Annotated in this window: 19 protein-coding genes; 9 read left to right on the top strand and 10 right to left on the bottom strand. The window is 51.9% G+C overall.

Annotated features, from left to right (window positions below; translation table 11 throughout):
* Positions 1–80: 80 nt before the first annotated feature.
* Positions 81–2,888, top strand: a complete 2,808-nt coding sequence (locus ACO2Q8_RS19175) for a M14 family metallopeptidase (RefSeq protein WP_423346461.1) — start codon at positions 81–83, stop codon at positions 2,886–2,888.
* A 367-nt stretch (positions 2,889–3,255) separates the two neighbouring features.
* Here the strand turns inward: ACO2Q8_RS19175 and ftsH are convergent, their stop codons facing one another.
* Both ftsH and rsfS read right to left on the bottom strand, forming a co-directional pair.
* On the bottom strand, positions 3,256–5,286 hold the full coding sequence (ftsH, locus tag ACO2Q8_RS19170; protein WP_423346460.1) for an ATP-dependent zinc metalloprotease FtsH: 2,031 nt from the start codon (positions 5,284–5,286) through the stop codon (positions 3,256–3,258).
* 185 nt (positions 5,287–5,471) lie between these two features.
* Positions 5,472–5,855: a ribosome silencing factor gene (gene rsfS / locus ACO2Q8_RS19165; RefSeq protein ID WP_423346459.1), complete on the bottom strand. Its 384-nt coding sequence runs from the start codon at positions 5,853–5,855 to the stop codon at positions 5,472–5,474.
* 101 nt (positions 5,856–5,956) lie between these two features.
* Here rsfS and ACO2Q8_RS19160 point away from each other — a divergent pair, with 101 nt between their 5' ends.
* Positions 5,957–6,721 carry a biotin--[acetyl-CoA-carboxylase] ligase gene (locus ACO2Q8_RS19160; RefSeq protein WP_423346458.1) on the top strand — a complete coding sequence of 255 codons (765 nt, stop codon included), beginning with the start codon at positions 5,957–5,959 and terminating at the stop codon, positions 6,719–6,721.
* A gap of 39 nt (positions 6,722–6,760) precedes the next feature.
* Here the strand turns inward: ACO2Q8_RS19160 and ACO2Q8_RS19155 are convergent, their stop codons facing one another.
* Both ACO2Q8_RS19155 and pgeF read right to left on the bottom strand, forming a co-directional pair.
* Complete coding sequence (locus ACO2Q8_RS19155) at positions 6,761–7,018, bottom strand: GlsB/YeaQ/YmgE family stress response membrane protein (RefSeq protein WP_423346457.1); 258 nt, start codon at positions 7,016–7,018, stop codon at positions 6,761–6,763.
* A 97-nt stretch (positions 7,019–7,115) separates the two neighbouring features.
* Entirely contained in the window at positions 7,116–7,880 is a 765-nt protein-coding gene (gene pgeF / locus ACO2Q8_RS19150) for a peptidoglycan editing factor PgeF (protein WP_423346456.1), read from the bottom strand.
* Positions 7,881–8,193: 313 nt separating this feature from the next.
* Here pgeF and ACO2Q8_RS19145 point away from each other — a divergent pair, with 313 nt between their 5' ends.
* The gene (locus ACO2Q8_RS19145) at positions 8,194–8,580 is read left to right on the top strand and encodes a hypothetical protein (RefSeq protein WP_423346455.1); all 387 of its coding nucleotides are present in this window, start codon (positions 8,194–8,196) and stop codon (positions 8,578–8,580) included.
* Between the two features lie 63 nt (positions 8,581–8,643).
* Here the strand turns inward: ACO2Q8_RS19145 and ACO2Q8_RS19140 are convergent, their stop codons facing one another.
* From ACO2Q8_RS19140 to radA, 3 genes are all read right to left on the bottom strand, one after another.
* The gene (locus ACO2Q8_RS19140; RefSeq protein ID WP_423346454.1) at positions 8,644–9,492 is read right to left on the bottom strand and encodes a sugar phosphate isomerase/epimerase family protein; all 849 of its coding nucleotides are present in this window, start codon (positions 9,490–9,492) and stop codon (positions 8,644–8,646) included.
* Positions 9,493–9,642: 150 nt separating this feature from the next.
* On the bottom strand, positions 9,643–10,590 hold the full coding sequence (locus ACO2Q8_RS19135) for a tryptophan 2,3-dioxygenase family protein (protein WP_423346453.1): 948 nt from the start codon (positions 10,588–10,590) through the stop codon (positions 9,643–9,645).
* A gap of 102 nt (positions 10,591–10,692) precedes the next feature.
* Positions 10,693–12,066, bottom strand: coding sequence for a DNA repair protein RadA (radA, locus tag ACO2Q8_RS19130; RefSeq protein WP_423346452.1), 1,374 nt, complete (start codon positions 12,064–12,066; stop codon positions 10,693–10,695).
* A 201-nt stretch (positions 12,067–12,267) separates the two neighbouring features.
* Between radA and ACO2Q8_RS19125 the strand changes: the two genes are divergently transcribed.
* Together ACO2Q8_RS19125 and ACO2Q8_RS19120 are read left to right on the top strand one after the other, a co-directional pair.
* Positions 12,268–12,960 (top strand): porin family protein, encoded by a 693-nt coding sequence (locus ACO2Q8_RS19125; protein ID WP_423346451.1) that lies wholly within the window; start codon positions 12,268–12,270, stop codon positions 12,958–12,960.
* A gap of 170 nt (positions 12,961–13,130) precedes the next feature.
* On the top strand, positions 13,131–13,823 hold the full coding sequence (locus ACO2Q8_RS19120) for an outer membrane beta-barrel protein (protein ID WP_423346450.1): 693 nt from the start codon (positions 13,131–13,133) through the stop codon (positions 13,821–13,823).
* A 114-nt stretch (positions 13,824–13,937) separates the two neighbouring features.
* On the opposite strand, the gene ACO2Q8_RS19115 is transcribed toward ACO2Q8_RS19120, so the two are convergent.
* Positions 13,938–14,351: a LytR/AlgR family response regulator transcription factor gene (locus ACO2Q8_RS19115; protein ID WP_423346449.1), complete on the bottom strand. Its 414-nt coding sequence runs from the start codon at positions 14,349–14,351 to the stop codon at positions 13,938–13,940.
* 261 nt (positions 14,352–14,612) lie between these two features.
* A complete protein-coding gene (locus ACO2Q8_RS19110) occupies positions 14,613–15,044 on the bottom strand; it encodes a LytR/AlgR family response regulator transcription factor (protein ID WP_423346448.1) in 432 nt (143 codons plus the stop codon).
* A gap of 213 nt (positions 15,045–15,257) precedes the next feature.
* Between ACO2Q8_RS19110 and pheS the strand changes: the two genes are divergently transcribed.
* The 4 genes from pheS to ACO2Q8_RS19090 all read left to right on the top strand — a co-directional run bounded on the left by pheS (position 15,258) and on the right by ACO2Q8_RS19090 (position 19,993).
* On the top strand, positions 15,258–16,310 hold the full coding sequence (gene pheS / locus ACO2Q8_RS19105; protein WP_423346447.1) for a phenylalanine--tRNA ligase subunit alpha: 1,053 nt from the start codon (positions 15,258–15,260) through the stop codon (positions 16,308–16,310).
* A gap of 261 nt (positions 16,311–16,571) precedes the next feature.
* The gene (locus ACO2Q8_RS19100) at positions 16,572–17,849 is read left to right on the top strand and encodes a DUF937 domain-containing protein (RefSeq protein WP_423346446.1); all 1,278 of its coding nucleotides are present in this window, start codon (positions 16,572–16,574) and stop codon (positions 17,847–17,849) included.
* 180 nt (positions 17,850–18,029) lie between these two features.
* A complete protein-coding gene (locus ACO2Q8_RS19095; protein WP_423346445.1) occupies positions 18,030–19,010 on the top strand; it encodes an SDR family NAD(P)-dependent oxidoreductase in 981 nt (326 codons plus the stop codon).
* A 65-nt stretch (positions 19,011–19,075) separates the two neighbouring features.
* Positions 19,076–19,993, top strand: coding sequence for a tryptophan-rich sensory protein (locus ACO2Q8_RS19090; protein ID WP_423346444.1), 918 nt, complete (start codon positions 19,076–19,078; stop codon positions 19,991–19,993).
* 80 nt (positions 19,994–20,073) lie between these two features.
* Here ACO2Q8_RS19090 and ACO2Q8_RS19085 read toward each other — a convergent pair whose 3' ends face one another.
* Positions 20,074–20,850 carry a hypothetical protein gene (locus ACO2Q8_RS19085; protein WP_423346443.1) on the bottom strand — a complete coding sequence of 259 codons (777 nt, stop codon included), beginning with the start codon at positions 20,848–20,850 and terminating at the stop codon, positions 20,074–20,076.
* Positions 20,851–20,864: the final 14 nt, after the last annotated feature.

The following is a 20,864-nucleotide window of genomic DNA, read 5'->3' as shown; positions in this document are numbered from 1 at the left end:
TAAAATTTTATTTTGTAACTGCTTCAGCCGAAAGGAAAAAATAGTTTACTTCGTCAGTCCAACAAACTAACCCACTTCCTATGAGAAAACGGTTTCTACCAGCCTTTCTTTTTCTATTTTCGCTCTGTCTGTCCACCGCACAGGCTCAGTCACTTCCGTCCCCGAAAGAGCATTTTGGCTTCAACATTGGCGACGATTACCAATTGGCTACTTACACCCAAACCGAAGCGTATTTCAAAAAACTGGCCGCTTCCGACCGGGTCAAACTCGTGGACATCGGGATGACCGAAGAGGGGCGGCATCAGTACATGCTGATCGTTTCGTCGCCCGAAAACCTCAAAAAACTCGATCGCTACAAAGAAATTTCGACCAAGATGGCCCGCGCGGAAGGCGTCAGCGAGGAACAGGCCCGGGCGATGGCGGCTGAGGGCAAAGCTGTCGTCTGGATCGACGGCGGGTTGCACGCGACCGAAACCGTCGGGACGATGCAGTTGATCGAAACCGCCTGGCAACTGGTCAGCCGGAAAGACCCCGAAACGCTGAACATTCTGGATAATGTGGTTGTGCTGCTCACCCACGCCAACCCGGACGGACAAGAATTGGTCAGCAACTGGTACATGCGGGAGCCGAAACCTGAGAAGCGGCTGCTGGAAAATGTACCGCGTTTGTACCAGAAATACGCCGGTCACGACAACAACCGCGACTTTTTCATCATGAATATGAAAGAGTCGCAAAATATTGGCCGTCAGTTGTTTATCGAGTGGATTCCGCAGATTATGTATAACCACCACCAACGCGGCCCGGCGGGGTCGGTGCTGGCGGGCCCACCGTACCGCGATCCGTTCAACTACGTTTTCGAGCCGTTGATGATCACCGGGATCGACGCCCTCGGAGCCGCAATGGTCAACCGCCTGAACGCGGAGAACAAACCCGGTTTTACGCGGCTCGGTGGCTCGGTTTTCTCGACCTGGTACAACGGCGGGCTGCGGACCACCACGCACTTCCACAACATGATCGGGCTGCTGACCGAAATCATTGGCAATCCGACGCCGGAGGATGTTCCGCTGGTGCCCAACCGATTGATTCCCAACGGGAACACACCATTTCCGGTAACGCCCCAGAAGTGGTATTTCAAGCAGTCGATTGATTACTCTTTGTCGCTGAACTACGCGACGCTCGACTATGCTGCCCGGCACCGCGATCAGTTGCTGTACAACATTTACCGGATGGGCAAAAATGCCATCGAGCACGGGAGCAAGGATTACTGGACGCTGTCGCCGAAGCGCATCGACGCCATCAATCAGTTGTACCAGACCGATTTGAAAAAGACGCCACCCACCAGCGGCACGGCCACGACGCCCGATCAATACGGTTTGCTGCCACGTGGGGGTGGTATTCCGGTGAAGTATTACGATGCGGTTTTGAAAGATCCGGCGCTGCGCGATCCGCGCGGCTACATCATCCCGGCCGATCAGCCGGATTTTGCGACAGCGGTGAAGTTCATCAATGCGCTGATCAAAACCGGGATTCAGATTCAGGAAGCCACGGCTGACTTTACGGTGGCCGGTAAAAAATACCCGGCGGGTTCGTACATCGTCAAAACCGATCAGTCGTTCCGGCCGCACGTGCTGGATATGTTCGAACCGCAGGATCACCCGAATGATTTTCAATACCCCGGTGGCCCGCCGGTTCGCCCGTACGACGCGGCTGGCTGGACGCTCGCTTACCAGATGGGTGTGAAATTCGACCGGGTGCTCGACGGTTTCGAGGGTCCGTTCAAGAAATTACCCTACGGAGAATTGCAGTCCCCGAAAGGAAGTATGGAAGCCGGTTCGGCAGCGGGCTACGCGCTGAGCGCCCGGGCAAACAACGCGTTCATTGCGGTCAATGACCTGCTCAAATCGGGCGTTGAAGTGTTTCGGGTGCCTGCTGGCGTGAGCGGCAAATCCGCATTGGCTGCGGGCTCGTTCTTCATACCGGCATCGGCCAAAGCCAAATCATTGCTGGATAAGTCGGCAAAAGACCTGGGCCTTGAGGTCGTTGGCGTGTCAAAACGCCCGCCCGGGTCGCTGGTGAAAGTGGCTCCGATGCGAATTGGGTTGTGGGACACGTACGGCGGTTCAATGCCGTCGGGATGGGTACGTTGGCTGATGGAGCAATACCACTTCCCGATGCAGGTCGTTTACGCTCAGGACATCGACGCGGGGGATCTGCGTAAGAAATTCGATGTGATCGTGTTTGTAACCCGGGCCATTCCGCCGGTCAGTGCGACTGGCGGAGGAACCGGCGAAGGCGGAGGGTACGCCAGCCGGGAGCCTAAAGCCGAGGAGTTGCCCGCCGAATTTCGGCCGTGGCTGGGCAAGATTACCGCCGACAAATCGATTCCGCAACTGAAGAAATTCCTCGAATCGGGTGGTCAGGTCGTAACCATTGGCAGTAGCACCAACCTGGCCTATCACCTGGGCTTGCCGGTGAAAAATGCACTGACGGAAATGACCAATGCCGGAACGGAGCGGCCCCTGCCGAACGAGAAATACTACATTCCGGGCAGCATTCTGCAAGTGAGTCTCGACTCGACGCAACAGGCCACTTGGGGAATGCCGCAGCAAACCGATGTGTACTTCGATGCGAGCCCGGTTTTCAAACTCTCACCGGAAGCAGTGGCCAAGGGCACCGTCAAACCGTTAGCCTGGTTTTCGACCAACAAACCGCTCCGCAGCGGCTGGGCTTGGGGTCAGGCGTATTTGCAGGACGGCGTAGCGGCTTTCATGGCCCCCGTCGGTTCCGGCAAGTTCTACGCCTTCGGGCCCGAGATTACGTTCCGAGCTCAGGCACAGGGCACGTTCAAGTTGCTGTTTAATCAGTTGTATTCGACGTCGGTGCAGTAAACCGGAGTTGTGTAGGTTAAAACCGGGCCGGGGATGGACGCAGGAGCGGGCCGTTCCCGGCCCGGTTTTTTTGAAATGGCATAAAAGGAAAACAGGGGTGACTTGATGCGGGTGGAATTAGGTAGGGGAACTGTTTCCTCCCTGTCAGCGCCGGGCTGTCGAAACAGTCAAAGACCCTGACAGCGGATAATTAACGCTGAGGCCTGTTTAGCTGATTGGTCCATCGATTAAAGAAGTTGCGGCTGAATCCGAGCAAGCCTAAAAAGGTTCCGGATGGGTACAGCTGAATCGTTAAAGGGCTTTAAAACAAAAACGGCTCCGAGCATTCGGAGCCGTTTTTGTATACTGAATGATACAGATCAGATAGTTAAGAAAGCGCCGGAAGATCGGGCGTCGGCAGCGGTTCGGTTTGTTCCGGTTTGCTGTTGGTGCCAATCTCTTCTTCGACGATTTCGCCGGTATTTTTGTAGGCCTGGTAGGTCGTTTCTTTCTGGAACGGCCGCTTGCCCAGAATCCGTACCAGGTCTTTCTGGAAAAGGATTTCTTTCTCCAGCAGTTCTTTCGCTACGGCTTCTAGTCCGGCCCGGTTTTTCTCCAGCAATTCCTTCGTGCGGGTGTAGGCCAGGTCGATGATCTTCCGAACTTCTTCGTCGATGGCTTCAGCGGTGGCTTCCGAATACGGTTTGTTGAACTGGTATTCACTCTGCTTGGAATCGTAGAACGATACATTACCAATCTTGTCGTTCATCCCGTACATCGTCACCATGCTGTAGGCCAGCTTCGTAATCCGTTCGAGGTCGCTCAGCGCGCCGGTCGAAATCTTACCAAACACGTTTTCTTCGGCGGCCCGACCGCCCAGCGTCATGCACATTTCGTCGAGCAGTTGCTCCGTGCGATACAGGTACTGCTCACGCGGTAGGTACTGGGCGTAACCCAGGGCGGCCACACCACGCGGCACAATTGTTACTTTCACCAGCGGATCGGCGTGTTCGAGGAACCAGCCCGTCACGGCGTGACCAGCCTCGTGGTAAGCCACGATTTCTTTTTCCTCCGGCGAAATCAGCTTGTTTTTCTTCTCCAGACCACCGATCACACGGTCCATCGCGTACTGGAAGTCCTGCATATCGACCGATTCCTTGTTCCGACGGGCGGCAATCAGGGCGGCTTCGTTGCAAACGTTGGCAATATCAGCCCCGGCAAAACCCGGCGTTTGGGCCGCCAGTTCTTTCGGATCAACGTCTTTGTCAAGTTTGATCGGTTTCAGGTGAACCTTGAAAATAGCTTCCCGACCGACGATATCCGGTTTGTCGATGCTAATCTGGCGGTCGAACCGGCCGGGGCGCAGCAGGGCCGAATCGAGTACATCCGGGCGGTTGGTAGCGGCCAGGATGATGATCCCGGAGTCCGTCGCAAAACCGTCCATTTCAACCAGCAGCGAGTTCAGTGTGTTTTCGCGTTCGTCGTTGGCGCCGGGCATCGAACCCCGACCCCGTGAACGACCGACGGCATCGATTTCATCGATAAAGATGATACAGGGCGCTTTTTCCTTGGCTTGTTTGAAGAGGTCGCGAACCCGGGCTGCCCCGACACCGACGAACATCTCGACAAAGTCGGAACCAGACAGAGAGAAGAAGGGAACGCCTGCTTCGCCCGCTACGGCTTTCGCCAACAAGGTTTTACCCGTCCCCGGAGGGCCGACCAGCAAAGCGCCCTTCGGAATCTTAGCGCCCAGTTTGGTAAACTTCGTCGGGTTTTTCAGGTAATCGACAATCTCCTTGATTTCTTCTTTTGCTTCATCCAGACCGGCCACGTCGTTGAACGTGATTTTGACCCGGTTTTCAGCATCGAACAAGGCGGCTTTGGACTTACCAATGTTGAAAATCTGGCCACCTGGCCCGGCTCCGCCCGACATCCGGCCGAGCAGGAAGTACATGGCAAGAATCATCACGATGAAGAAGCCCCAGGTTTGCAGAAAACCGCTCCAGTCGCTGCGCTGCTCGATTTTGTAATCGATCTTCTCGTTATCCGGTACGCCTTCCTGAATGCGGTCAAGGTCTTTTTTGAACGATTCGGCCGACGAAACCCGGAAACTGAAGTGTGGACCGGAGTCGGAATTGAAGTACGATTTATCCTGGAACTGCGTACGGTATTTCTGTTGAAGCGCCTGCTGCGTCAGGGTCACTTCAACGACGTCATTGTTGACAATGACTACCTTTTCGACTTCTTTATTCTTAACCATTTTTTCAAACCCGCGGAAGGTCGTTTCGCGAACGGCACTGCTGCGGTTGAAAAAAGTGATCCCCAGGATCGCAGCAATCAGGATCGCTACAATCCAGCCCTGAAAGTTGGGGCGTCGGGGCGTTCGGGGGGTGAGTGGATTTCTATTGTTATCAGGCATTTTGGCAACAGAATTACGGCTTACAAGACAAAAAAGGAAACACCATTTTATAATGGATTGTTTCTATTGGATTAGGGTTTCGATAAACGGAAACTGAGCGGGGTAGGTGGTCGTACAAGCGGATAAACACCGTTCAGGGGATTAAGCCGGTCTTGTCCCAGGTCTAACCGGCTTTTCAGGGTATGTCATGCGAAGGTTTCTTCCACAACGTGGATTTCAGCGTCGCCCCAAAGTTGCTCGAGGTCATAAAATACCCGGCGCTCTTTTTTAAATATGTGAACGACCACATCCACATAGTCGAGCAGAATCCACTCCCGATTCGTTTTCCCTTCTTCGTGCCAGGGACTAGCCTGGCTAGCTTTGTACACTTCTTCTTCAACCGAATCGGCGATGGCGTCAAGCTGCGTATCGGAATTTCCGGAGCAGATGACAAAGTAATCAGAAATGGCATTTTTTACGTCGCGAAGGTCCATGACAACAATGTCAATGGCTTTCTTTTCCTGCATTCCTTTCACGACAAGTTTGCACAATTCTTCGGATGATAACTCTTTGGTTTTGTTTATTCTCATGCTACTGGTTTAAATTGCACAGACCAAAATCAGCGGGTACGGGTCAAAATTGAAGCTATGTACCATGATTTGGCGTTCATCCAACTAAATGTATTAAAAATTTGTACAAGTTTCGACCCAAAACGTTATTTCTTGGTCAAAAAATTAATTATCTGCCAAGTTGTCAGTCCACCAACGATGTTGCGTCTAGTCTGATTACCGGCGGCAACGTCTTAGACGGAACCGTCGTGATTACTGAACATCAAACCGCCGGACGGGGACAGCGGGGCAATCAATGGGAAGCACAACCCGGACAAAATCTGACTTTTTCGCTTATTCTGCAACCTTCGTTTCTCCAGGCCAACGAACAATTCTGGCTTAACATTGCCATATCTCTCGGTATCAGTGACTGGCTGACAACGTATGTCGGTGACCGGTTAAAAATCAAGTGGCCCAACGATCTTTATGTTCAGGAACGTAAAATCGGTGGAATTCTGATTGAGAACACGTTATACGGTTACACCCTGGGCTGGTCGGTGGTAGGGATCGGGCTGAATATCAATCAAACCCGCTTTCGGGTGCCCACTGCAACCTCGCTTAGTAATGAAACACCAAATGACCACGATTTCGTTCTCCCGGACTTATTGCCTGGACTACTCGAATCACTCGAACGCCGATATCTGGCACTTCGGTCCGGTCAGCGTGATGTTCTGAAAACGAATTACCTGCAAGTTTTATTCCGTTATCAGGAGGAAAGTGCGTTTATCGCAGATGGCGCTCGTTTCCGGGGCGTTATCGTGGGTGTCGAAGAAACCGGTCGGCTGGCCATTCAGGTCGGCGACCGGCTGCGAAGTTTTGCGTTTAAAGAAGTAGAGTTTGTCTTTTAGAACAGATCGGTTGGCATTATACCATCGGAGCAGAAAGGCTCAGGTGGTCTTTCGTGAACCTTTGATGAGGGCGGCAATGCCCAGAATGATAACGGCACCGACAAAGGCGGTCAAAATCCGGTCGAGCAGGCCACCTGCACCCGTCGCAAACGTATTGCCAAAAATCCACCCGCCGATAAAAGCACCAGCAATGCCCAGCAAAATCTCCATGAACAGGGAGAACGAGAAGCGTTTGAAAACCAGATCGGCCAGCCAACCAGCGATGGCACCTACCAGGATCGTCATCAAGAGTTCCATAATCGTACGTTTTTAGGGTTTGTACGAGTTACAACTCCAGATAGGTGGCTTTGTTCAAAAGTGAACCTTGCGGTATGGTTCGAGAATGCCGGGCTGGTCAGGCCAACGGTCGGTAGCCGATCACCGCCACCATCCGCCCTGTATTGCCGCGCTCGGCCCGGTACGAAAAATAATCCTGATTGTGTATAACCGTAGAAAAGGGCGAGACACCGATCTGATTGGCCGGAATGCCCGTGGCGACCAACTGGGCGGTATTGGCGGCTTTCAGGTCAATCGTGAATTTTTGCCGGTCTTCTTCAAACCGCTTAAAACCGTCTTCAAACTGATCGGCGACCTCCGCGCCAACCTCGAAAGAACAAGCATCGATGCAAGTACCGATGTAGGCAAAACAGTTGGCGGGCTGGGTGCCAAACCGCGCCTGCATGGCCTGAACGGTTTTCATCACGATCCCGGCCACCGTGCCCCGCCAACCCGCATGAATAGCCCCAACGGCCCGCCGAACGGGATCGTACAGCAAAATCGGTGTACAATCAGCCACCGTCACCGACAGGAACTGATTGGGTTGATCGGTGATCAGGGCGTCGTACCCTTCGAACCGGCCGGGTTGCGTGACGGTTAGAATCCTATCCTCATGAACCTGATGGGAGGATGCAACTTGCTCCGCATCAATACCCAGGCTGGAAAAAAAACGCCGACGGTTTTCCCGAACGTTGTCTGGCGCGTCGGCGGTGTTCAAACCCAGGTTGAGGGAGGCAAACGGATCGGGACTTACTCCGCCATGCCGGGTGCTTTCGGCTGCTATCAGTTCAGGGAAAGCTTCAAAAACCGGCGGAATTCGATATAAGGCCGCAGATTCCATCATACTAAAATTATATTTTGAGAAAACCGAAAGTGAAGCAATAGTCTTTGGTCAGATTGCCGAAAACCGTTGGGTTATTATATGCCATTACGATTTTCTGTAGAATTTGTTATTTTGTAAGATGTTGATAATCTGTCTGTTATTTTTATGAATGGCGATTTGCCGTTTAATTACTCATCCTTTTTAGAAGCCGTTCGGCAGGGCGAACCGACCGTTAGCGTACTATCGTTCGGTCCGAAATGGTTTATGCTGCTACCTTTGAATCGTCAATAAGGACAAAACAACAACAAATCAGAACACTTAAAACACACACACCATGAAATCATTTATTTCTTCCGTACTCGTTGCGCTGGCAGTTAGCGCTTCAACCGTAACATTTGCCAACACAGACAACGAAAAAACCGGCACTGCTTATCAGGTAGGATTGTATCCTTCTTCTGAATCAGCCAAAGTAAACGTCATCGTAGCCAAAGAAAAAGGCACTGCCCTGGATGTAGTACTGCTGGACCGCTCGGGTGTTATCCTGGCAACCTATCACTTGAACAAAAATGAAACGACAACCCGTACCCGTTTCGATATGAGTGAATTACAAGACGGAACTTACCAGGTGGTGGTCAGCGATGGTGCTTCGAAAGTTGTCAAAGAAGTGAACCTGCAAACTAAAAAACCGGTACAACCTGAGCGTTCGATTTCGTTGCGCTGATAATCCGGCATTTTCCACACCTGAAAAAAGAGCCCCGATCGCGAGACCGGGGCTCTTTGCATCTTACTGAACCTTGTTGTAGGCACTTCGGAAATACTTCACGCTTTCGGCAATTTCCGGCCCGTTGTTTTCCCAGTGGTATTCATATTCCACCGATATAGGGCCTTTGAAGCGCTGGCGTTTCAGTTCGGCAATGACCGCGTCCACTTTGCAGTCGCCAGTTCCCCAGATAACATCGTGGTACTTCCCGTCCGGTGTATCTTTCTTTACATCCTTAAAGTGCATTCCCAGAATGTGGCCATTTAGTTTTTTCAGGCAATCGACCGGGTCCAGCCCCGACCGGACCCAGTGGCCGATGTCGGCGCAGGAACCCACATATTTGCTGGTACCAATTACTGCCAAAACGGAGTCCGGGTGCCAGTAATGCGACGGTTTGGGGTGGTTGTGAAGCGCCACATTGACCTTGTATTCGTCGGCTAACCGGGCAATGTACGGAATCTGCTCGACTTTGGGTTCGGTATTGATGTTGGTGATGCCCATGTCTTTGGCAAACTCAAAAAGTTGCTTCCAATCGGCTTCCGTCGGCGCATTGACGACGCCAAATGCGGCCAGCGTCAATCCCTTATCTTTCACCAGTTTTTTGACGGCCTGCCGGGTGGCGGCATCCATTTTGTAGTCCATTTTGCCTTCAATGCCGCCCCCGATGGTCTGGCCGGGAAATGCTTCCACATACTTGAGGCCGCAGCTATCGATTTTGCGGAGGGCTTCGGCGAAGGTGAAGAGCCGGAACGAGTAAGATTGGGCTCCCAGTTTCCAGCCGGCTTTATCTTCCGGATTGCGTTGGGCGACCGAGGTGAGGGTACTGACAGCCAGCAGGCCCGCGACCAGCAGCAGATTTTTGATGCGTAACATAGTTAAGAATTTAGTAAGTCGGCGTAAAAGTAAAAAACTTCGTGGTTCGGCCATCAAACGGCTATGCAATGGCGTAAGGAACAGAAGCAATCCGGTGACATTTTGGCCTATCCTTCCTTCATCGGCCTGGCGAACCAGAGGAACCGTTTATCATGATCTGTTCATCCTGCCCCATTCCCTTTGTTCCGTTTCGGACCAGAGTTCCGGATAAAATATACGTTTTTGTTCGCGGGGAGGAAGGTATTTTTGCCAGTTGGTTCCGCCGGTGGTTTTGATTTCGTCGGTATTTCGGTGCAAATACCGCATGGCCGATCGGAGGTGCAGCGATTTCCAGCGGACGTTAAGCCGGTGGTCGTATTCGCGGAGCTGAGCGATCAATGCATCGGTTTCTTCGCCGGTTTGCCGGACTTGAAGGAACCGTTGCCAAAGGTTGCGACTTCGGTATTCGTCGGCGAGCCGGATGAGCCGGTCGGTGTAATGACTTTCAAACTGCTTCAGCGTCAGGGTTTTCTGCTGGGTAGCTAATTCTGTAGCACCAGCCAGCCAATACAGGAATGGGAACCAGTTGGCCACGGATTGCTCCGGATCGGTTTTGGCGGGAAAATCACCGGCCAGCAAACGAACGAAATCCGTCGAGACGATTTCGATTTCCCGAAACTGCACGGATTGAAAACCGCTTGACGGTAGCAGGGCCATCCTGAATTTCAGAAATTGTTCTTTCTCCATGCCGTCGATCATGACGGCATACGAATTCTCCAGCAGTTCGAAATAGCGGTTGATACGTTGCAGCCGTTCGGCGAAGAACTGAGCCGTCAGGGCCGGATGGTAGGCAATCTGATGGACTTCGTGCAAAATCAGCTTGAAATACAGTTCGGTGCTTTGGTGATACGTAATAAAAATCAGTTCATCGGGGTAGGCCGTGCGCGGATTCTGGAGCGATAACAGGGTTTCCAGGTGAATGTAATCCCAGTAGGTCAGGTAATCGGCCTGCAACAGTCCTTCCAGGTAAGCCGACAAATCCTGGCCCATAGCCGCGTATTTTTCAGCGAGTTGATGGAGTTTATCGGTCAGGTCGGCCGGGAGCGTTTCGTTGGTCATACTAATGTGGAGACGGTTTTCAGGAACAGCCCCTAATTTCCACAAAAATCGGTTCAGAAACCCGACAACTATGGTAAGCTATCGGGTTTCTGAACCATTTTTTTACATCAAAACCCCCTGAAAAACTTCGTCAAGTTTGCTGACGGGCCTGATTTTGATCTTAAAGCTACTGGTATCCAAGCCTTTGGTATTGTACTTGGAGATGAAGATCTGTTTGAAACCGAGCTTCTCTGCTTCCAAAATTCGCGCTTCGACCCGGTTGATGGCCCGCACCTCACCACCCAGGCCCACCTCGGCCGCAAAGGCGATGGACGGCGAAATCGCAATGTCCTCATAACTCGACACAATGGCAGCACAGACCGACAAATCGATGGCCGGGTCCTCAACTTTAAGGCCACCGGCGACGTTCAGAAACACGTCCTGCTGGCCGAGTCGGAATCCCCCTCGTTTTTCCAGAACGGCCAACAACATCTGCAACCGCTTGGCATCGAAGCCGGTGCTGCTCCGTTGCGGAGTGCCGTAGTTCGCTACGCTCACCAAGGCCTGAATTTCAATGAGTAACGGGCGGTTTCCTTCCATCATCGAGCCGATGGCCACCCCGCTCAGGGCTTCGTCGCGCTGTGAAATCAGAATTTCCGACGGGTTGGTCACCTGCCGTAAGCCGGTGCCCTGCATCTCGTAAATCCCCAGTTCGGAGGTGCTGCCGAAGCGGTTTTTGGTCGTTCGCAAAATCCGGTACGTCGTGTGCCGGTCGCCTTCGAAGGTTAGCACCGTATCGACCATGTGTTCGAGTACTTTCGGACCGGCCAGCGAACCTTCTTTCGTGATGTGCCCAACCAGGAAAACCGGCGTGCCGCTTTCCTTGGCGTATTTCATGAATTCGGCCGTACACTCCCGGACCTGCGAAACGCTGCCGGACCCGGATTCGACGAGCGAAGAATTCATGGTCTGGATGGAGTCGATGATCAGGACTTCGGGCTCGAAATGTTCGACGGTCCGGAAGATGTTCTGGGTCGAGGTTTCCGTCATGATGTAACAATCACTAACGGGGACGGGCAGCCGTTCGGCGCGCATCTTGATCTGCTGTTCGCTTTCCTCCCCCGAAACGTATAACACCCGCGTGTCGGTCAAACCGAGCGCAATTTGCAGCAACAGCGTTGACTTCCCAATACCCGGCTCTCCGCCGATCAACACCAGGGAGCCGGGAACGATACCGCCCCCCAGCACTCGGTTCAGCTCGGCATCGGGTGTCAGGACGCGCTCCTGCTCCTCGTAATTGATTGCATGAATGGCTTTGGGTTTGGCCGCCGTTTTGGGCGTAGCGGTGGAGCGCCAGTTGCCCGGCGAAGGCTCATCCTTCGTCAGAACCTCTTCCACAAACGTATTCCATTCGCCACAGGCCGGGCACCGACCAAGCCATTTGGGGGCCTGATGGCCACAATTCTGACAGAAAAAAGTTGTTTTTGTTTTAGCCATTAAACCTTTGGTTACAATCGGGCTTCTAAGCAGGGTGCATGGGCGGGTAGGGGACAAACCGCCGTTGCGTGTCTTGCCTGAAAACCAGATTTGCAAAGAACGTGGTATACACGTTTAGTAACAATATACGAAAAAAAACCGGCTTTACATAGTACTCTAACCACCGTTCTCGTTATCCATTCATTCTAACTGATCATCTACATGAAAAAAATCCTTCTTTTGGGTTTGGTACTGTGTTTACCAGCCCTGACGTTCGCCCAGTTCAGCATTGGGATCAAGGGCGGGGTCAATCTGTCGAAATTTACGATGGGTGACTTCGTGACGACCCGGCTGAACGCCAACGGCACCCCCCAGGTGAATGTCAGCGGCCAGGTCATTCGGGATAACCTGCGGGAGAGCTTCGACAGCAAAACCGGCTGGGCCTACGGTATTTACACTCGATTCGGGCGCAACCTGTACATTCAGCCCGAGTTGCTGGTGTCGTCGAAAGGGGGCTCGTTTGAAATTGTTCGGGATGTTGATGGGCAACCCACGAAAGAAACGGTTTCGATCCGAACGACCAATTTCGATGTGCCTTTATTGCTCGGCCTGAAAGGCGGACCCATCCGGGTCGTAGCCGGGCCGATTCTTTCATTCCGGGTCAGCGATGATCAGAAATTGCGGGATGCCCTGCGCGATTATACATCCGGCAGTCTTAATAATGCCCTCGCCAGAGCTTCCTATGGCTACCAGCTTGGCGTGGGCCTGGACCTCGGGCGGTTTGGGATCGACGTTCGGCGGGAGGGCAGTCTATCCGATGTTTCCGCCGTCAATCTGGGGAATGATGCCGACTCCGAGCAATTCAGCCAGCGGTTGAAATCGTGGCAGGTAACACTAGCCATGCGGTTATTTTAAATAACGGATTTGATCGGGTAGCCCCGCAGGCTCAGACGTTGCGCTGAACCTGTGGGGCTTTTTGTTAAATGACCATTGTCATTCACTACCGTTTGCACACAATTTGAACGGAAAATAAGTCCTGGCTACTACCTTTCGGTCTATTTTTCATTTACTAAAAAACAATACTGATGAAACGTTTTCTTGCCGTTCTTCTGCTGGTACCGGCTTTTTCGTACGCGCAGTTTGGTGGGCGTGGTAAATTTCTGACCGTTGGCCTGAAGGTGGGGGCTAACTTCTCGCAACTCAAAACACTCGAATTGCAAACTCCTCGTTTAACGGCGGGCGGAGTGCCGGTTACTTCCGGGGGGCAAATTGTGTATGATTTTTTCCGGAATAACGACAGCCGGACCACCGGAATCGTTGGAGGAGCTTTTTTCCGGTTTGGCCGCAAATTATACCTGCAACCGGAAGTGTTGATTTCGGCAAAAGGCGGAAAATTTGATTTGATTCAAACCGGGCTGGCCACGCAGTCAGTCAATGTCAACTTTACGACCTTCGATGTGCCGGTTTTGCTGGGTTTTAAACTGGGGCCGCTCAGGCTGAACGCGGGACCGATGATGTCGCTCACGATTTCGGAAGACAAAAAGCTGAAGGATGCTTTTAATCAATATACCACGCAGCCCATCGAAGAAACGTTCAAGCAGGCGGTTTTTGGCTATCAGGCCGGAGCCGGACTCAGCCTGGGCGGTATTCAACTCGATCTGCGTTACGAAGGAAACCTGTCGGATTTGTCCGAGATCGGTATCGAAGCACCGAATAACGATGCCCGGTTTAGCACCAAAACCAGCCTCTGGCAACTGACGGTCGGATTTGCTTTTTAAGAAGATAAAGATAAAAAAACATGCCGTTGTCCCGTCCCGAAAGGGAGCCGACAACGGCTGTTCTGCTCAACTAACCCAAAATAAACCGTATAAGTACAAATTTTATCGGAACAATCAGCTAAAAAGTGATTGCATGAAGCCATTCAACCGCTGGCTGATTTCTTTCATCCGGCGCCGAGAGATAGTAACTTCCTGCCCGTCAGTCAGTCGAACGATCCGCTCAGTAGCAAAAACACTGAACTGAACATAAGCGAGGTTGATGATCGTCGATTTGTGGATTCGCAGGAACATTGACTGATCGAGCATCTGCTCGAAGGCTTTCAATGTTTTGGAAACCAGGTACCGTTTTTTGTCGCGCGTCGTGATAAACGTGTAATTTCCTTCACCGTGAAGGCTCACCACGTCATCGACCGAGATCATGATGTTGCGGTTCAGATAAGGCAGCGCGATGCGGTGGGCGTTGCGCTGGTACATCCGGGGGAACAGCGGTTGTAAGGTCGAGGTAGAAGGATAAGCGAGCGTTTCCATAGCGATCGTGCGATTAGAGTGTCTTGTTTCGTTTTTTGTTGTTACTGATAAGACAAAACTAATCCTTTAGACCGTTCGCTAAGAAAGAAGGCTTGACATTCAGAGGCTCAACTAATTGTTAAGCGGCTGAATATCAAGCCTTTATGTTCTAGATTGTCTGATTCGTTCCCGTATATCTCCTTGACCAATCACGTATTTCTACGTATGGACGGTTTGCGTATACTCCGTGTCGGGCTGCGCGGTATACGCGGTAACTGTGGATTACCGGAGTGGAGTGGGCTGAAAATTACGGATGCGGTCCATAAAGTTTTGAGCCCGGCGACGGGAGATTTTCACTTGCTGGCCATCGTTCAGTTCCAGTTCGCCTTCTTTCTTGACATAAAACCGACGGACATAGCCCAAATTGACAATGCATGATTTATGAACACGAACGAAGGCTTCGCCGTCCAGCAACTCTTCGTATTCTTTTAAGGTACGCGATACCAGCATGCGGGTGCCATCTTTCAGGAAAAAATTCGTGTAATTCCCGGAACCTTCCAGCCTAACAATTTCTTCCAACGAGATGGTCCGTTTGCGATCATAGAAGGGGATCAACAGTTTTTGGGCAATTGAGGAAGTGGACTTTTTTTCCACACTTTTGGGGAATTTTGTGGACACTTGGTCGAAGAGATTTTCCTTCAGGATGGATTCCATAAGAGATCAAGTAAGAAAGTGTAACAATGGATACCGACTGACTATGAACGCTTTACCTCTGTATGTGCATGTGAATCAAGGCAGTTCATCAATCGTCGTTTAGCTATACCGTTCCCAAGAACCGTACCGCAGACGGGATGAACGGTCAATAGCCTTGTTTAACGGAGTTGGTAAATGGTTATCTTTGCACGATCAGGATTGAAGAAAAATCGTATGCTGAATAAGGTAAAGGAGATCTATCAGGAAATTGAGCAATGGGAAATCCAGTCTAAAGATAATCTGGAGCAATTCCGGCTGCGTTACGTTGGTCGAAAAGGGATTATTGCAGAATTATTTGAACAACTCAAGCAGGTGCCGCAGGAAGATCGGCGTGCCGTGGGGCAGGAGTTGAATACCCTGAAAGATTTCGCACTACAACGGTTTAAAGAGTCCAGCACGTCGCTGGAAAATGCCCGACACGAAGAGATCGAGGTACCCGTCGACCTGACGTTGCCTGTTGTTCCTAACCTGTACGGGACGCAGCATCCATTGACTATCGTTCGTCAGCAGATCATTGATATCTTCGGCCGGATTGGGTTTAGTGTGGCCGACGGCCCCGAAATCGAATCGGATTGGTATAATTTCGGAGCCCTCAATTTTCCGGATAACCATCCGGCCCGCGACATGCAGGATACGTTTTTTGTGGAAAAGAAAAGCGAAGGTGCCCCCGCCGATTTGCTGCTCCGGACCCATACCTCGAACGTGCAAATCCGGCTGATGGAACATCAGCGTCAGAATACGGCATTCCGGCCGATTCGGGCGATTATGCCGGGTCGGGTTTACCGCAATGAGGCTATTTCGGCCCGTGCCCACTGCATGTTCCACCAGGTCGAAGGGCTGTATGTTGATCGAAATGTTGGGTTCAAAGACCTGAAAGATACCCTCTACCACTTCGTTAAGGAGATGTTTGCCAAGGATGTGAAAATTCGTTTTCGTCCGTCGTACTTCCCGTTTACCGAACCGAGTGCTGAAATCGACATCTCTTGCCAGATTTGCCATGGCAAGGGTTGCAACATTTGTAAATACAGTGGCTGGGTCGAAATTGCCGGTTCCGGCATGGTTGATCCGAACGTATTGAGCAATTGCGGTATTGATCCCGAGGAATTTACCGGTTATGCCTTTGGGATGGGAGTGGAACGGATCACACAATTACGTTATGGCGTCAACGATTTGCGGCTTTATACGGAAAACGACATTCGCTTTTTGCGACAGTTCCAGGGAGCTTGATCGATCAGGGGGAGAGATTGGGGTGCGAAGGAAGAAGTAGTTGAGGAGTTTACATATATTTTCTCCTATTTATTAACTCTTTTTTCTAACTTCTATCCTTTTGCTTCTTTTTTTTGTCTAAAACTTAAGGCAGGAACGTAAGATCCTGCTTCTTACTTCCTTTTTTTGTCTAACTTTATCACTCCTATTGTATTCGTCAGCCGTGTGTTTTCGGATGTGGGCTTTGTGTTGATGTAAGAGTTACCTGGCAATCGAGTATTTATGAATTTATTGGTCGAACTGAAAGAAAGCTTAACCGATGCGGTCGTTTCCCGCGCAGCGTATTACGTGGATGAAAACCCGGATAAAACGCGCATTGCGCTGGAAGGGTTGATTCACACCGTGGTAGCTGGTCTGATGAAACGGACGACGACTGAAATCGGTGTCAACCAACTCTATAATGCAATCCAGAAAGGGAAATTTGACGGTCAACTCGTCGTCACGTTTCCCGAACTGATTCGCGATCCTGAACAAACAAACCGGCTGGCCGAACAGGGGAGCAACAGCATCAGCCACTTGCTTCCGGCCATGAAAAGCGCCATTGGTCTGGCCATTTCCGGCTATGCCGGTATCAAAAACTCTGCGGCTATTACCCTGCTGGGTTTGGTGACTCCGTTGGTATTAGGGACCCTGAATCGGCTGGTGATTGAGAAGAAACTGGATGCCGACGGTCTGGCGGTTTTACTAGCCGATCAACGGGATCATTTGGTCGAAACGACGCCGGAGCGGCTCCTTGACCGCATCGCCGAAGGATTGAATATTCAACAATTGCTGGCGGTAGGGGTGACGCCCGCCAAACGAACCGGTTTTGCCGAACGTGCCCCGATCCCGGAACGGCAGCGGTTTTTGCCTGAGCCCGAAGAAGAAAGCAACGGCTCGCTGGTGAAGTGGGGCGTTGGAGCGCTGGTCTTGCTGGCCCTGGCCGGAGCGGCTTATTACATCTGGAACAATACGCAAAGCTATTCTTCCGAAAATGAGCAGGAGGCCTTCTCGACCGAATTTGTTGACTCGACAGCTATCCCGCCAACCGATAGCGCCCGGCTTCGGGCGGTGAATTCCGTACGGCCGGATTCAGCCGCATCGACGACCTTGACCTCGCCCGCTGGTGCATCGACAACGGCGCTGGCGGCCTACCTGACCAATCCCCAGCTTCCCGCCGGAAAAAGCTTCCGGATGCCGACCCTGGATTTTGAACCGGGAACCGACCGGCTAAAACCCGCCGGAACCGCTACGGTTGAAGCACTGGCGGCCTTGCTGAAAAATAATCCCACAGCCCAGATTCGGCTGGTAGGCTATGCTAACGATGCCATTCCACCGATGGGCAATAAAGCGTTGTCGATTAATCGGGTTTTAGCCATTAAAAACCAACTCATCCGGTCGGGAATTAACTACATCCGTGTTGATGCCATCGGCCTGGGTACAGGCATCAAACCCGGCGACTCGACGGCCATCGGCAAACCTCGTCTGAAGCAGGTCGATGTAAAGGTTGTGATTAAGTAATATTGAGAAAAGACAGTAGAGGTGGACGGTTCTTCCCCTCACCTCTATTGTCTTTTAACCCACAAACAAATTTTTTCCAACATCTGCCGTTGCTGCTGGTTAGCTGTGAAGGATCGGGTGGCCGATGCTATTGCCTGGGCTCCCGTCTGTTTATTCAACGGGTTAATCTACACAAACGGTATGGAAGCAAAAACCGGAAAAACCGCGCTGGTCACCGGAGCCACCAGCGGTATTGGTCGTGAACTGGCCAATCTATTTGCGAAAGATGGGTACAACCTGGTGCTGGTTGCCCGCAGCAGCGAAAGTCTGAACCAGATTGCGCAGGAATACGAGCAGCAGTTTGGCATCACGGCCACGCCCCTTGCCAAAGATCTGACAGACCCCAAAGCCCCCGAAGAAATATTTGACGAAACACAGCGGAGAGGTATTCAGATCGATATGCTCGTCAATAATGCCGGGATGGGCGAGTACGGGCATTTTGCCAATGAAACCGACCTACACAAAGAACTGAGCATCATTCAATTGAATGCGACGGCTCTGGTGCATTTGACAAAACTCTACCTCAAAGAGATGGTGAAGCGGAATGATGGTAAGGTGTTGATGCTGGCGTCGATTGCCTCCGTCATGCCACATCCGTTGATGGCGGTATACGGGGCGACAAAAGCGTTCATTTTGTCGTTTACCGAAGCGTTACAGAACGAGTTGAAAGATACCAATGTCAGTGTGACGGCTCTCCTACCGGGTGCTACAAACACGGATTTCTTCGCTAAAGCCGGAGCGGAAGGCACACGGGTGCATCAGATGGCGCAGCAAACCGAGGCCGAGAAAGTAGCCCGGGATGGTTACGAAGCCCTGATGAAAGGAAAGGAAAAAATCATTTCCGGCCTGATGAACAAAGCACAGGTAGCCATGTCCCACCTATTGCCGGATGAGATGGTGGCGGGTTCAATGCGGAAAATGCTGGAACGTCCGGTAGAATCGAAAAGCGAATCTGATCAGACACAGTTGATTACAGCCATTGCGGTTAGCGTGGTGGCGGTTACGACCCTGCTCTGGGCGTTCGGAACCATCGATCGGACCTGGAAACCGGATGCCGGGGCGTTTCGGCGCAAGGCTCGTTCCACTGGCAAGTCGTTGCTGGACTCCCTGTCCATGAATTGATTGAACCAGTACAGGAACCGCAAGCGGAGCGGTTCCTGCCCATTCTTATCAATCGCCTAAGCAACATGAAAACTTCACTATGGTGGCGCATCGGCACCGCTGCGCTGGTGCTTGGCAGCATTGTATACACCTCAACCGCTCCCCGAAAGGCGATAGCTGCCCGAAAGAACAAAGAGGAAGAGATTGACGGAGACACGGTGTTGCCTGAATACCGACGCACATTTGATGAAAATCCGCTTTTGCCGGACACCTGGACGTTCGGAGCGGTTTGGTCGACCATTTACGCCGGAACCGCAGCATACGCCATCCACCAGGCACTGCCGTCGCAGGAGAACAACGCACGGTATCGGCAAGCATTACCCTGGCTGGCAGCCAGTTATGCCCTGAACGCCGTTTTTGGGAAATTCTTTGCCAAACCGGGGATGGAAGACCAGATTGGAGCGGATTTGGTCACCAAAGCGACTTTGCCGTTAAGTATTGGCTTGCATCAGGCGCTGGAAATTGGGCAGACCAGGGTAGAAGGGCCGGAAAAATACCTCCGGATTCCGTTTAGTCTGTACGCGGGCTGGCTGACGACCGCTACGGTAGTCGGAACGCCCAATTTGTTGCTGAATTTGAAGGTCTGGAAGCCCGATTCGCAGCGCGACACCCCGGTTTTTGTGGGGATTTTGGGTGCCACTACCGGAGCCGCCTATACCATCGCCCGCCGGCTTAACGACCCATTTTACCTGTTGCCTTTTGTAGCCGGTTTTGCCGGAATTGCTACAAAACAGTACGGAAAAAACAAGGTGGTTGCTCTGCCCGCGGCTACGTTTTCGCTAGTCACGGCCGGTATTGTCGCTAAATGGGTACCTAAAGGGAAATTTGAACCGATCAATCGCAAGGTCATCGAGATTCAACCCGGTGAGGAAGTGATTGTCTTTGACCGGGACGACGAACCCCAAAACGAGGAAGCTGAGTCATATTCCTATACCTCGCTTTGAGGGGAGTGGGGCAGAGGGCAAAGGGCATAGGGTAGCTGACAACGATCTGCGGAGCCCCCTTTGCCCCATGCCCCATGCTTTTACTCACAAGCATACGAATAAACCTTCTTCCGGTTAGAAACCGCCGGGTTGCCGGTTTCCTGTAACAACAGCGACATCTCTGCTGGAAGATCGTTGCGATAGACATAGGTGGCGGTATAGCCGTAACCAAAATCCCGGTATTGAACCGGATTGTTAACGCTCAGGTAATGGCTTTTATCCACCAGCATGGAGATCAGCGGGATAAGTTGAAAAGCCGGTTGGCCAACGAAAGGTGATTTCTTGGCGTCGTACTTGTACTCAGCTTGCAGTTCTTCGGGGCTATCGTCCTCGGCAACGAAAACTTTGGTTACATTTCCAGCAGCATCGTATTCCATGCGTTTGTAATAATTCCGCAATACGGCCTGTCCACCGACGGTAATTTTCGTAATCCGGTTCTGGGCGTCATACGTGGGAATAGCCGTGGTTGTCCGCCCATTTTCCTGCGCGCTGATCGTAGCGATTCGGCCATTGGCGTCGTAGGTAACGGTGTGTACTTCATTGCCCAGGTTTTCGAGTTGGGAAGTGCCGACGGTAAACGTTGTGATCCGACCCTGAGCATCGTAGGTAAATGCAAACACATCAAAGGAGAATTGCCGAATGGCCGACACCCGGTTTTGGTTGTCATACACAATCGTTACTGAGCCAGAGTCAAAGTATAAATCAGGCACTTCGGTCACCCGGCAGTTTTGGCTCACCGGATCCGGTTTGTCATTGCCCCCGCAGCCGGTAAGACAAAGGAGTACGATATAAGTGAGTAGCTTGGTTCGGGCCATCATCTGCAAAAAACAGC

Source organism: Larkinella sp. VNQ87 (genome assembly GCF_049445795.1).
Lineage (GTDB): Bacteria > Bacteroidota > Bacteroidia > Cytophagales > Spirosomataceae > Larkinella.
Note: the sequence above shows the minus strand (reverse complement) of the source record. Positions and strands in the feature narration are given on the sequence as shown.